The 12940-nt window shown below is 60.9% G+C and carries 8 protein-coding genes and 2 pseudogenes; 8 read left to right on the top strand and 2 right to left on the bottom strand.

Features of this window, described 5'->3' with window-relative positions; translation table 11 throughout:
* A partial coding sequence (locus AC0L3X_RS18780) for a M10 family metallopeptidase C-terminal domain-containing protein (RefSeq protein WP_473316654.1) occupies positions 1–2501 on the bottom strand: 2501 nt, incomplete at its 3' end.
* 202 nt (positions 2502–2703) lie between these two features.
* Here AC0L3X_RS18780 and AC0L3X_RS18775 point away from each other — a divergent pair.
* The 4 genes and pseudogenes from AC0L3X_RS18775 to AC0L3X_RS18760 all read left to right on the top strand — a co-directional run bounded on the left by AC0L3X_RS18775 (position 2704) and on the right by AC0L3X_RS18760 (position 8484).
* Entirely contained in the window at positions 2704–3030 is a 327-nt protein-coding gene (locus AC0L3X_RS18775) for a hypothetical protein (protein WP_473316653.1), read from the top strand.
* A 130-nt stretch (positions 3031–3160) separates the two neighbouring features.
* Positions 3161–4354 (top strand): CaiB/BaiF CoA transferase family protein, encoded by a 1194-nt coding sequence (locus AC0L3X_RS18770; protein WP_473316652.1) that lies wholly within the window; start codon positions 3161–3163, stop codon positions 4352–4354.
* A gap of 978 nt (positions 4355–5332) precedes the next feature.
* Positions 5333–6274 (top strand): annotated as a pseudogene (locus tag AC0L3X_RS18765) (CaiB/BaiF CoA transferase family protein); the annotation flags it as partial.
* A 398-nt stretch (positions 6275–6672) separates the two neighbouring features.
* The gene (locus tag AC0L3X_RS18760) at positions 6673–8484 is read left to right on the top strand and encodes a chloride channel protein (RefSeq protein ID WP_473316651.1); all 1812 of its coding nucleotides are present in this window, start codon (positions 6673–6675) and stop codon (positions 8482–8484) included.
* Between the two features lie 46 nt (positions 8485–8530).
* Here AC0L3X_RS18760 and AC0L3X_RS18755 read toward each other — a convergent pair.
* Positions 8531–8743: pseudogene (locus AC0L3X_RS18755) on the bottom strand (tripartite tricarboxylate transporter permease); the annotation flags it as partial.
* Positions 8744–8968: 225 nt separating this feature from the next.
* On the opposite strand from AC0L3X_RS18755, the gene AC0L3X_RS18750 reads away from it, so the two are divergent.
* The 4 genes from AC0L3X_RS18750 (at position 8969) to AC0L3X_RS18735 (ending at position 12932) form a co-directional block, all read left to right on the top strand.
* Positions 8969–9967 (top strand): glycosyltransferase family 2 protein, encoded by a 999-nt coding sequence (locus tag AC0L3X_RS18750; protein ID WP_473316650.1) that lies wholly within the window; start codon positions 8969–8971, stop codon positions 9965–9967.
* 9 nt (positions 9968–9976) lie between these two features.
* On the top strand, positions 9977–10660 hold the full coding sequence (locus tag AC0L3X_RS18745; RefSeq protein WP_473316649.1) for a class I SAM-dependent methyltransferase: 684 nt from the start codon (positions 9977–9979) through the stop codon (positions 10658–10660).
* Between the two features lie 302 nt (positions 10661–10962).
* Positions 10963–11934 carry a fatty acid desaturase family protein gene (locus AC0L3X_RS18740; RefSeq protein WP_473316648.1) on the top strand — a complete coding sequence of 324 codons (972 nt, stop codon included), beginning with the start codon at positions 10963–10965 and terminating at the stop codon, positions 11932–11934.
* Positions 11931–12932, top strand: coding sequence for a class I SAM-dependent methyltransferase (locus AC0L3X_RS18735; RefSeq protein WP_473316647.1), 1002 nt, complete (start codon positions 11931–11933; stop codon positions 12930–12932). Before AC0L3X_RS18740 ends, AC0L3X_RS18735 begins: the two co-directional genes overlap by 4 nt.
* The last annotated feature ends 8 nt before the right edge of the window (positions 12933–12940 follow it).

The raw sequence follows: 12940 nt of genomic DNA, 5'->3' as shown, positions 1-12940 counted from the left end.
GAGACCTGCTCGGCGCCGACCGGCGACCACGTCCCGAACATGCCGACCGTCACCGCCGCGCCGCCGTACTTCAACGTCGGCCCGGTGCCGGTGCTGATGTTGTCGAGGTAATAGTTCGAACCGGCCTGGACCAGGCTGGTCGAACCCGCCGCCTCGATTGAAACCGGGCCAGCGGCGCCGATCATGCCGTCACCGTTGAGGTCTTGCTGGAACGTCGACTCCAGCGACGTTACCGTCGTGCTGTTGCCAGCCGCATCAGGGGCCAGGTGCGTAACGAAGTAGCCGTTGCTGTCCGTGATCCAGAACGAGAACGCCTCGGTGGCGGAGTCCTTCCAGGCGACGTCGTAACCGCCAGAGACCTGCTCGGCGCCGACCGGCGACCACGTCCCCGCTGAGCCGCCATACTTCAACGTCGGCCCGGTGCCGGTGCTGATGCTGTCGAGATAATAATTCGAACCAACCTGAACTAGGCTGGTCGACCCGGCCGATTCAATGGTGACGGAGCCAGCGCCGATCACGCCGTCACCGTTGAGGTCCTGCTGGAACGTCGCCTCCAGCGACGTTACCGTCGTGCTGTTGCCAGCCGCGTCAGGGGCCAGGTGCGTAACGAAGTTGCCGTTGCTGTCCGTGCTCCAGAACGAGAATGCCCCGTTGGCGGAGTTCTTCCAGGCGACGTCATAACCGCCAGAGACCTGCTCGGCGCCGACCGGCGACCACGTCCCGAACATGCCGACCGTCACCGCCGCGCCGCCGTACTTCAACGTTGGCCCGGTGCCGATGCTGATACTGTCGAGGTAATAGTTCGAAACAACCTGGACCAGGCTGGTCGACCCGACCGATTCAATGGTGACGGAGCTAGCACTGATCACGCCGTCACCGTTGAGATCCTGATGGAACGTCGTCTCCAGCGACGCCACCGCCGTGCTGTTGCCAGCCGCATCAGGAGCCAAGTACGTAACGAAGTTGCCGTTGCTGTCCGTGATCCAGAACGAGAATGCCCCGTTGGCGGAGTTCTTCCAGACGATGTCGTAACCGCCAGAGACCTGCTCAGCGCCGACTGGTGACCAAGTACCAAAAATGCCAACCGTCACCGCCGAGCCGCCGTACTTCAACGTTGGCCCCGTGCCGGTGCTGATGCTGTCGAGATAATAGTTCGAACCGGCCTGGACCAGGCTGGTCGAACCCGCCGCCTCGATTACAACAGGATCAAGGAGGCTCACAAGCGTCGCGCTCGTGACCGCTCCGTCGGAAAATTGAAAGTTCTCCATTCCCGACACGGTATCGATACCGTCGGGCGAACTGGCCCGCCGGTCGCTAACGGTAAAGGCCTGGTTAGCTGAATCGTAGCTGACCGCGTAGTTCGCCCTATTGCCGGAATACACCACTGTATCAGTTCCGGAGCCGCCAACAATGGTGTCGTTGCCGCCGCCACCGGTGATCGTATCGTTGCCGCCGCCGCCGTTCAGCACGTTGGCGATGGCGTTGCCGATGATCGTGTCGTTGCCGGACCCGCCGGTGGCGTTGTCGATGTAGGAGCGCGCGTCGTTGTTATAGAGATAGGCGTTGTAGACGTTGCCTGAGGCGTAGTGGTCGTAGCCGAGATTTTGGTTGTCGCCGAGATTGGCCCGTTGCACGGTGGAGAACAGCGACGTCGCGCCGGGATTGAGATTGATGCTCAGATTCGTCGCATAGTTGGACAGATCGTAGGTATCGATGCCGCCGCCGTCCCAGATCGTCGCGTAGATGCGGTTGGCCGAGTTGCCGGTGCCGCCGCCCGGCGCGAGTTGCCCGACACCGTTGATGAACTCTTGACCCGTGGTGGGATTCCAGGAGTAGACGGTGTTCCCGCCCTGGGTCGCATAGTTCGCGCCGTACATCGTCTGGAGCGCGAGGATATCGTTGGCCATGTAGGTCTGCGGATATCCGTAAGCCTCGTTGCTGTAGCCGGCGGTCGTCGAGGCGCCGACATAGCTGCGATAGCTCATGATGGTGTATTCGCTGTCGTCATGCGCACTCGGCACCGCGACATTGGCGGGGCCGCCGGTCTCCTGGCTGTGCTTGAGACCGAGAGCGTGGCCCAGTTCGTGCATCGCGGTCGTGAAATAATAGTTGCCGAGCTTGGCCTGCGAGTAATCGTAATGGGTCCCGAACCAGACGTCGCCGCCGGCCGCATAGTCGCCGGGGTAGTAGGCGTAGGAGGTTGGGGGCTTCGACGACTGCGCGATCATGATGTCCGCGCCGTCGGTCCCCAGGTACTGGATGCTGGCGTTGGTGTAGCCGAGGATCAGTCCGATCGCGTAGTTGATCGCCGCCTGCATCGCGCCTGGCGCCGCGGCGAAGCCAGACGATGTCGGCTCACTGTTGCCGTTGTAATAAGGATTGGAATAGTCGCTGGCCGAGTCGGGAAAGCTATAGGTGATCGTGCCGGTCCACTTGTAGCCCGACAGCAAGCCGTCAATATCGGCGTTGTTGGTTGCACCAACGGTAACAGAATTAGCCAATGGACTCTCCGGAGCAACGGATCACGCGATTCGCGGACGAAGGCGCGAGATTCTAGCTTGAGAGTTATACGTTCGGTTAAAATTCGGCAGCGGCCTCCGGGTCCCCTTTCATAAGGCCGTATTAGCCATCAAATCAAGTAGCGGTACGGGCCGAGGGCAAGGATTCAGGTCCCGCCGGCGGGTATGATCTGTAAAGGAAATCATGAAACCAGGCCCATTTTCAGTCAGTCTCATCGGGGTCCTGGCGGTGTTCGCCGGGCCGGATCGTCTGCTCATCGGAGAACAGCCTGCCATGGTCGGGAAAGCCAATGCAGACGACGGCGGCAAGGACAAAGGCAATGAAAGCGGTAAGGCGGGACGCGCCCCCTCCATGCCTATGGCCCGCGACCCCGCGGCGACGGTCACCCGGGAATACGAGACCGCGCGTCAGAAGGGAACCAGGGAGGCGTTCGAGCTCTTCATTGCGCGCCACGGCGATGACCCTCTGGCCGAGCAGGCACGCGACGAGCTGAAGCGCCTGTCGCGCTGATCCCTTCATGCAGCGCAGCAAACCGCACCAAGCACTGCATTTTGACAGGCGCCGTCCGCGCTGGCGCAGACTTGCCGCATGATGTTTCGGCACTATGGTGACTCCGTAATCTGACCCGGAGCCTTTCACGATGCCCTTTCCGCATGCCTCGGAAGCCCTGTCGCGCTTCACCGTGCTCGATCTGACCCGTGTCCGGTCCGGGCCCACCTGCGTGCGGCAGCTCGCGGACTGGGGCGCCAATGTCGTCAAGATCGACGCGCTGACCGAGGATTCCGGCGGCGAGCAGCCGGGCGGGCCGCGGCGGGGGTCCGATTTCCAGAATTTGCATCGCAACAAGCGGGCGATGACGCTGAACCTGAAGGACGAGCGCGGGCTCGCCGTGTTCAAGCGCCTCGCCGCCAAGGCCGACGTCGTGGTCGAGAATTTCCGTCCCGACGTGAAGAAGAAGCTCGGCATCGACTATGAGAGCCTGCGCGAGATCAACCCGCGCATCGTCTATGGCAGCATCTCCGGCTTCGGCCAGGACGGACCCTACCACAAGCGCCCCGGGTTCGATCAGATCGCCCAGGGCATGGGCGGGCTGATGTCGATCACCGGCGCGCCGGGCGAAGGGCCGATGCGGGTCGGCATTCCCGTCGCCGACCTCACGGCCGGCCTGTTCTGCGCCATGGGCATCCTCACCGCGCTGCTCGAGCGCGAGGTCTCCGGCAAGGGACAGTGGGTGCAAACCTCGCTGCTCCAGGCCCAGATCTTCATGCTCGACTTCCAGGCCGCGCGCTGGCTGATGGAGAAGGAGGTCGCCAAGCAGGCCGGCAACAATCACCCGACCAGCATCCCGACCGGCGTGTTCAAGACCTCGAACGGCTATATCAACATCGCCACGACCGGCGGGCGGATCTGGGAGCGTTGCGCGCAGGCGATCGGCGCCCCCGAGCTCTACAGCCATCCCGACTATGCGACCGCGCCGGCCCGTTCCAAGAACCGAGACGCGCTCAACGCCAAGATCGAGGAGCGCACGGTCACGAAGTCAACCGAGACCTGGGTACGCGAGTTCAACGACGCCGGCGTGCCCTGCGGACCGATCTACGCCATCGACCAGATGTTCGAGGACGCGCAGGTCAAACATCTCGGCATCGCGCAGGACGTGCCGAACGACGAGAATCGCGCAATCCGCCTGGTCGGGCAGCCCGTCACGCTGTCGCGCACGCCGAGCAAGATGGTGGCGCGGCCGCCGGAATTCGGTGAGCAGACCGAAGAGGTGCTGAAGGAGCTCGGCTTCGGCCAGGAGGAAATCGCAGTTCTAAAGGCCGCCAAGGTCGTGTGAATGACAAAACAACCAGGCGAGCGTGGGATAACGAAGAAGCAGTGGGAGTTCCGCAAGCGTTAGCGCAATGCTTTCTCCCGTGCCGCCCGTAGATCAGCTGACGTCTGCGCAGGGCTCATTACCGGCTCTCGGCTAGGCGGGGGCTCATTGAGGTCTCGAGCCCAGGGTGCACCGGTTCTAACGGGCGCCACCGAGGAAGCCTGATCGGAGCTCGCGCAGGACGAGACAACAAGGCTGACCAAAATCGCCTCTGTGATCCGCCCCGACGTCCTTACTTGCTTGGCCATTTGAGAACCATTCATCAAGAGTAAGACGTTTGGCACGGGCTCGGTCAGGCAAATTCGTATTGAGGTTTCCCTCTGCCGATTCTGTCAATATAGACAAGTTTTCGGATATAGCTATCGGCTTGGAAGTAGCCAAATCGACACCGCGGAAAGAGCCGCTCAGATCAGCAAAATAGCGCTCATGGTGAGCTCTTCGGATGGCCTCTAAGATTCATGACCGAATGTCCTGCCCAACATGCGGGTCTGTTTACGAACGTTCAATGCCCTCCCCTTAGCGGAAGCCGGACAATTCCAATGTGCCGGTTGCGGCGAGCTGTTGGCCCAATGGTACACTCGGTACTTGCCGATTTATACGTTGCTCGAAGCCCGCTCAAAGCTTGGCACCGCAAAGCCTTTAACGCGCACTCATATTGGAAAGCCCAATCTTGCAGCGATATTCGTCGAAATTTTGGACCCTGCACCTGAATGCAGTGATTTCGTTGAGCGGTCGTGGCGGCCTCAATACAAACCAACTTAATACTTCGAGTAGATCGACGTTCGCCTCCCTCGTCAGAGAATGGTCCGCTCTGAAGAACCGATGAGATCAGCGCGAGATGGTGACGCTTAGATACGGCCCCAGGCTAAGCGTCTGGGGTGTGGCACTAGCCGGCCTTCTCTCGCTCCAGCTAGTGGGACGAGGACTTTGGCTGCTGCGTTCAAGCGCCTCGCCGCCAAGGCCGACGTCGTGGTCGAGAATTTCCGTCCCGACGTGAAGAAGAAGCTCGGCATCGACTATGAGAGCCTGCGCGAGATCAACCCGCGCATCGTCTATGGCAGCATCTCCGGCTTCGGCCAGGACGGACCCTACCACAAGCGCCCCGGGTTCGATCAGATCGCCCAGGGCATGGGCGGGCTGATGTCGATCACCGGCGCGCCGGGCGAAGGGCCGATGCGGGTCGGCATTCCCGTCGCCGACCTCACGGCCGGCCTGTTCTGCGCCATGGGCATCCTCACCGCGCTGCTCGAGCGCGAGGTCTCCGGCAAGGGACAGTGGGTGCAAACCTCGCTGCTCCAGGCCCAGATCTTCATGCTCGACTTCCAGGCCGCGCGCTGGCTGATGGAGAAGGAGGTCGCCAAGCAGGCCGGCAACAATCACCCGACCAGCATCCCGACCGGCGTGTTCAAGACCTCGAACGGCTATATCAACATCGCCACGACCGGCGGGCGGATCTGGGAGCGTTGCGCGCAGGCGATCGGCGCCCCCGAGCTCTACAGCCATCCCGACTATGCGACCGCGCCGGCCCGTTCCAAGAACCGAGACGCGCTCAACGCCAAGATCGAGGAGCGCACGGTCACGAAGTCAACCGAGACCTGGGTACGCGAGTTCAACGACGCCGGCGTGCCCTGCGGACCGATCTACGCCATCGACCAGATGTTCGAGGACGCGCAGGTCAAACATCTCGGCATCGCGCAGGACGTGCCGAACGACGAGAATCGCGCAATCCGCCTGGTCGGGCAGCCCGTCACGCTGTCGCGCACGCCGAGCAAGATGGTGGCGCGGCCGCCGGAATTCGGTGAGCAGACCGAAGAGGTGCTGAAGGAGCTCGGCTTCGGCCAGGAGGAAATCGCCGAACTGAGACGAGCGAATGTCGTTTGACGTCGTGCAGCGCTAACGCGCACGGCCCGCTAGGGCCCGCGCAAGGCTCGGGGATCGTCTCGCGGGCCTGCCTGAAGCGATCTGCCAAGGCGATCTCGGACCGAAGAATATCATGCTCCAGGGGAGCAGAACCGCGGGTCATCGTTGTCGTCCAGCTCAAATCGTACCTGGCGGTCTGCTCCGGCGCGCATCTGAAGCGGTGCCGAGCCCATGCCTGCATCACGCGGATTCCCGAGCTGCCGCGCTAAGCTGCCTTCTCGCCTGATCTGCGAAACGGGGCCTTCCTGCCAGCAATGATCCGTTGATTTATATCGCTCTACGATATATTTCCAGCGCCGGCCGATGTGATCGGCGCCGCTTCATCATCCTCACAATCGCGTTATCCCGATCGGATCAAGATGCCCCGCCCCATCCCCGCCAATTCCCTGCCGCGCCTCGGCGACTTCACGACAGACCGGCGCGTTCTCATGCTGGTCGCCATGGCGGTCTTCGTCGGCGCGGGTGGCGCCGGTACGGCGTGGCTGTTGCTGCGCGCCATCGCACTCGTCACCAATGCCGTGTGGCTGCACACGCTGAGCACGCAGACCCTCTCGACAACCAATCTGAATCCCGACGCCTGGATGGTTGCGGCCCCGGCCATTGGCGGCCTCGTCATCGGCCTAATGGCGCGCTTCGGGTCCGAAAAAATTCGCGGCCACGGCATTCCCGAGGCGATCGAGGCGATCCTGATCGGCGGCAGCCGTTTGCAGCCGAAAGTTGCCGTCCTCAAGCCACTGTCGTCGGCGATCTCGATCGGCACCGGTGGGCCGTTCGGCGCAGAGGGCCCGATCATCATGACCGGCGGTGCGGTGGGCTCTCTCTTCGCGCAATGCTTCCATCTCAGCGCGGCCGAGCGCAAGGCGTTGCTGGTGGCCGGTGCCGCCGCGGGAATGACGGCCATCTTCGGAACACCGATGGCCGCCGTCATGCTCGCCGTAGAGCTTCTCCTGTTCGAGCTGAAGCCGCGCAGCCTGATCCCCGTGATCGCCGCCTGCGTGGTCTCGTCGTCGCTGCGCCCCTGGCTGATCGGCAGCGGCGCACTGTTTCCGTTCGCCGGCCAGCTCGATCTGCCCTGGTGGGGGCCGCTTGCCTGCGTGAGTGTCGGCGTGGTCGCGGGACTGCAATCGGGATTGCTGACCACACTGCTATACAAGGCCGAGGATTATTTCAGTCACCTGCCGATCCACTGGATGTGGTGGCCAGCGATCGGCGGACTGTTCGTCGGCGCCGGCGGCTTGATCGAACCGCGGGCGCTCGGTGTCGGCTACGACATCATCGGCGACCTGCTCAACGACAACATCGTGGTATCGGCCGCGGTCCTGATCCTGCTGGTAAAGTCCGCGACTTGGATCGTCGCCCTGGCGTCGGGCACATCCGGGGGCGTCCTCGCGCCGCTTCTCATTTTCGGCGGCTGCGTCGGCTGGCTCGAAGGACAATTGCTGCCGGGGTCGCATGGGGCCTGGGCGCTCGTGGGCATGGCCGCGATGATGGGTGGCACCATGCGCTCGCCGCTGACCGGTATCCTGTTCGCCGTCGAACTGACCGGCGACTTTCCGCTGCTCGGATCGCTTCTGATTGCCACGAGCGCCTCCTATGCGCTCACCGTATTGCTGCTCAAGCGCTCGATCCTCACGGAGAAAATCGCGCGGCGCGGCCAGCACGTGGTGCGCGAATACGGCATCGATCCCTTCGAACTGCTCCGCGTCAACGAAGTGATGGTGACGGACGTCGATACGCTGCCGGCAACGATGACAGTCGGCGAAGCGGTGACGTTCTTCTCGGGGAACGGGCGGCGCCACAAGTCCTATCCGCTGATCGATGCGGACGGTCAGGTCTCGGGTCTCGTCGGCCGCTCGGACGTCCTGCGCTGGCGAGCGGAAAGCGCCGACGGTCGCGACACCCTGTTCGACTGCGCCTCGGACCGCTCGCTTACACTCGGTTTTCCCGACGAACCGGTGTCACATCTTGCGGATCGGATGGTTCTGGCCGACGTCGGGCGCGTGCCGATCGTCGAACGCGCGAGCGGGCATCTCGTCGGCCTGGTTGCCCGCAAGGATCTCCTGCGCATTCGCGCCACCGCAAGATCCGTCGAGAAGCAGCGCTCGGCCTTCTTCGGCCTTGGCCGCCGCAGCCCGTCAGAACAGGTGACCGCCCTTGACGCGCGGCTTTAGACAGCGGATTCGCCTCGCCGACGATCTGCGCCTACGACCCTCTTTGCTAGTTCGACGCGGGTTTCGCCCGCCCCGTCCATCCGGCGCGCCCAAGAAGACCGTCGATCACCGGCCAAAATAGCAACAGGATGGCCGGCGTTCGTGATCGGGCCGACCAGACCGTTCGACCAGAACACCTTGAGGTGCCGCCGGACTCGATCATCGACAGGTGGAAGGCATCCTCGGCGCGGTTGCTGAGCACGAAGACTAGGGAGGCGGGCGTCGTCTGAGTCCGCTCACGACAGGGACAGTCTCGCATTGGGTAAAACGTTGGATGCCTGTCCGTTCGGGGCCGCCCGGCCCGACCGGATAAGCCTTATTGACCCTCCATCCCGGTTTTCACGAAAAAAGAGCCTCCGTTCGAGCCGTTCCTAGTTGCTCATGCAAGGCTGCTTTAACCACAGGTGCTCTAGATTTCAGCTCATTCAAAGCGGAATGAACCCCAATGGCGATCGATTCCCGGACGGTTAGCTACAGCATCATTGTCCCGGTCTTCAATGAGGAGGCCGTTCTCCCGATATTGCTGCGCCGGCTCGACCTGCTGCTGACCCGGCTCAACGGGCCGGCGGAGGTCATTATCGTCGACGATGGCAGCAGCGATTCCGGCACCATCGTGCTGGAAGCACTCGTCAAACGCGATCCGCGCTATCGCTTGATCGGCCTGTCGCGCAATTTCGGCCACCAAGTCGCTATTACTGCCGGCATGGACGCGGCGCAGGGCCAAGCGATTGTGGTTATGGATGCCGATCTGCAGGACCCGCCTGAGGTCGTGGAGCAACTCATCGCCAAATGGGAAGAAGGTTACGAAGTCGTCTATGCGCGGCGGCTGTCGCGCGCTGGCGAAAGCCGGTTTAAGCGCTCGACGGCCCATCTGTTCTACCGGATACTCGGGCGCATGACCTCGGTTCGGATTCCGGCCGACGTCGGTGACTTCCGCCTGATCGATCGCAAGGTGCTCGACGCGCTGCGCCAGATGCCGGACCGGGACCGCTTCGTGCGCGGCATGATCGCCTGGCTCGGCTTCCGGCAGACTGAAGTGACCTTCCATCGCCTTGAGCGCGCGGCCGGCGAAACAAAATATCCTCTGCTCAAGATGACCCGTCTTGCGTTGGCTGCAGCGCTCGGCTTTTCCGATGTGCCCTTACGCCTGGCAATCTGGTGTGGGCTCGTGGTGTCGTGTCTGGCCCTCCTCTACGGCGGCTGGGTGCTTGTACTGTGGATGAGCAAGGACAGCCACCTGGTTGCCGGCTGGTCCTCGACCATGGTCGTCATATCGCTCCTATGCGGACTTAACATGCTGATGACGGGCATCGTCGGGCTCTACATCGGCCGCATTCATGCCGAGGTGAAACACCGTCCACTCTACGTCGTGCAGAAGCGGTTGGGCTTCGATCGCGCCCAGGCTGCGCCGGCGGGCGCCGCAGCTCACGCCATGCACGAATAGTGAGCCCACATGAGCGAGCTCTTCGACCAGTACCGCAGCAATTACCGGGACGTCGTCCAATCATCGATCGACTTCTCGGGCCTGCCCCACAGCTTCTTCATGCGCTCCAAAGCCGACCTCCTGCGCGACCTGACCGCGCGGCGTCTCGGATCGGCAAATCCCGCGATGCTCGACGTCGGTTGCGGCGTCGGCAGCTTTCATCCGTTGCTGCGCGGCATGGTCGGCAGCCTGACCGGCATCGATGTTTCATCGGAGAGTATCGAGCAGGCGCGCGCCGACAATCCCGGCGGCGAGTACCGCGCCTTCGACGGCAGGAGCTTTCCCTTCGACGACGACAGTTTCGATATCGTGACTGCGATTTGCGTGCTGCACCACGTCGCGCCTGCCCAATGGACCAACTTCATCAATGAGATGCGGCGCGTGGCGCGCCCGGGGGGCCTTATCTGCATCATCGAGCACAATCCCCTCAATCCGCTTACCCGCCTTGCCGTTGCGCGCTGCGAATTCGATCGCGACGCCGTGTTGCTCAGCGCTCGCAAGGCACGGAGATTGATGGCGGCTAGCGGTTTGCAGAAGATCGGCGCGCATCATTTCCTACTGTTGCCCTGGGAGGCAGAGCCGGCACGCCGCGTCGAGGGCGCCTTGAGGCGTATTCCGCTCGGCGCCCAATACGCCGCCTTTGGTACCGCCTGAACTATTTCTACAACACATCCAACCGCGGATGGGCGACCGCCACATTGTCGCTGAAGATGCATTGCCAGTCCGGCGGGCAGTGGAGCACCGTCACCCCCGGCGTGTCCAGATCAAGCAGTGTCGCATCAAGGTTTGTTGCGCCCGGCTGCCGTTCGCTGTCCGTTCTCGCTCAACGCGTCTATCGGAGGATGGACCGGGAATGGAAATATTAACCTGACCTCTTCAACTTGAGCCAGAAGGGGGCGAAACCAATGACGCTCGGCGCACGCTCAGGCGGCGCACCATCTCCGGGGTGACGGCAAATGATCGATAGTAATGATGACTATTCGCGAAGGTTTCAGGAACTAAGGCCATTTCTCGTAAATGACGAAGGTCTCAGATACGCGGACTTCATCAAGACGCTGACGCCCAACTATACGAGGCTCTATCTGGATATTGCGCTCGGCTACTTTGCACTGATTGTTACTTTTGCGTTTGTCCGCGCCGTGCCCGTGGAAATGGACTATGGACTGCTATTTACTGTGTTTGCTGGTGCAATCTCTATTGGCTTCTGGATCGCCTACCTGCAACTGTTCCTTCATGAAGGCGCTCACTTCAATTTCGCCCCTGATAGAGGACAGAGTGATTTTCTATGCAACATTCTGGTTGCTTGGATGATAGGCACATCTGTTCAGCAGTACCGCATCACCCATTTTCAGCATCATCGCGCGCTCGGCAAAGTCGACGACAGCGAATCGACTTATTTCTCCTCGCTTAATCTGGCATTTCTGATCAAGGCTCTGTTTGGCGTCCGAGTGATGGAAGTGCTTCGGTCGCGCACCGAACTCGAAGCTAAAGCCAAGAGGGTCGATCGAGGCACATGGGTCAGGCCCATGGGTCTCCTTGCGCACATTGCAATCGTCACGATTTCCTTCTTTTCTCGCGAGCTACTTTTTTGCGCCGCGTGGGTCCTGGGGACTGTGATGTTTTTCCCCCTCTTCGGCGCTCTTCGCCAGTTGCTGGAACATAGAGACCCCTCTGCGGATCCATGTGTCGATTACAATGAGCATGATCATGGCGCCTATACGAGGGTGTTTGGACCCGGCATATTCTCTTCGGTATTCGGAGCCGCGGGATTCAATCGCCACCTACTGCACCACTGGGAGCCGCAGGTTTCCTATACCAACTTGCATGAAATGGAGGCATATCTCCTCAAGACGGAGTTAGCATCGGTTATCGAGCAGCGTCGCTCCACATATTTGAAAACGTTCCTCAGTCTCTTCAGGTTCACATGACCAAAATAACGTGCCCGATTTGTGCCGATGGTTCTGTGCGTCATTTCGCGAAAGCCAACGACGTTGAGTATTTTACATCCGGCAGGCTCTTCGATTTCTACCGCTGTGACGGCTGCGATATTCTGTTCATTTACCCGATGCTGTCGGATCGGCTGAATGAAATCTATCCATCCAACTATTATTCGTTTCACGCCAATGCAGCCGATACCTTGGCACTACGCTTCAAGAAGCGTCTTGACGACAGGGCTTTCCAAGCAATCACTAAACAACTCAATGGAGAACGCCTGTCTGCATTAGACGTTGGAGGCGGAATCGGTTGGCTCCTCGACGGGCTGAAGAGAGCCGATTCCAGAATTGCTGATACAACCGTCGTAGACATTGATGCTGGAGCGGCTGATGTCGCCCGCGCCAAAGGTCACAACTTTCACCTCACGCCTATTGAAGGCTTCGAGACTGAAAAAACGTTTGACTTGATTTTGATGCTAAACCTGATCGAGCACGTTCCAGATCCGATCCAGATACTGAAAAAGGCAAAGAGCCTGCTTTCTCCTGGTGGTCTCATTTGGATTAAAACGCCCAACTACGACTCGCTAGACGCTCGTATTTTTAGATATCGTTCCTGGGGAGGATATCACACGCCTCGACATTTTGTTCTCTTCACCAAACCTAGCTTCATTCGTCACTGTGAATCCGCGGGCCTTCATGTCTTGAATTGCTCGTATACGCAGGGCGCCCCATTCTGGACCGTAAGCGCCATTAACGAATTAAAGCGCCTTGGCCTCGCGGAGGTGTCAGCTGCACGGCCATCGCTGCAGAACAGCCTTACTCCCTTTTTTCATCTGCTTTTTGCGGCGTTCGATTTTGTCAGGATGCCTTTCTCTAAGACGTCGCAGATGAATTGCATCCTCACGGCCCAATCATCCACTTCTGAGACATCATCGGCAACACCGATTTCGAGGGCGAAGTTGGGGTCAAACAGGATTTCTGGCGGTGCGTGATCACGTCG

The sequence above is a fragment of the Bradyrhizobium sp. MI1.7 genome, from assembly GCF_055811795.1.
Note: the sequence above shows the minus strand (reverse complement) of the source record. Positions and strands in the feature narration are given on the sequence as shown.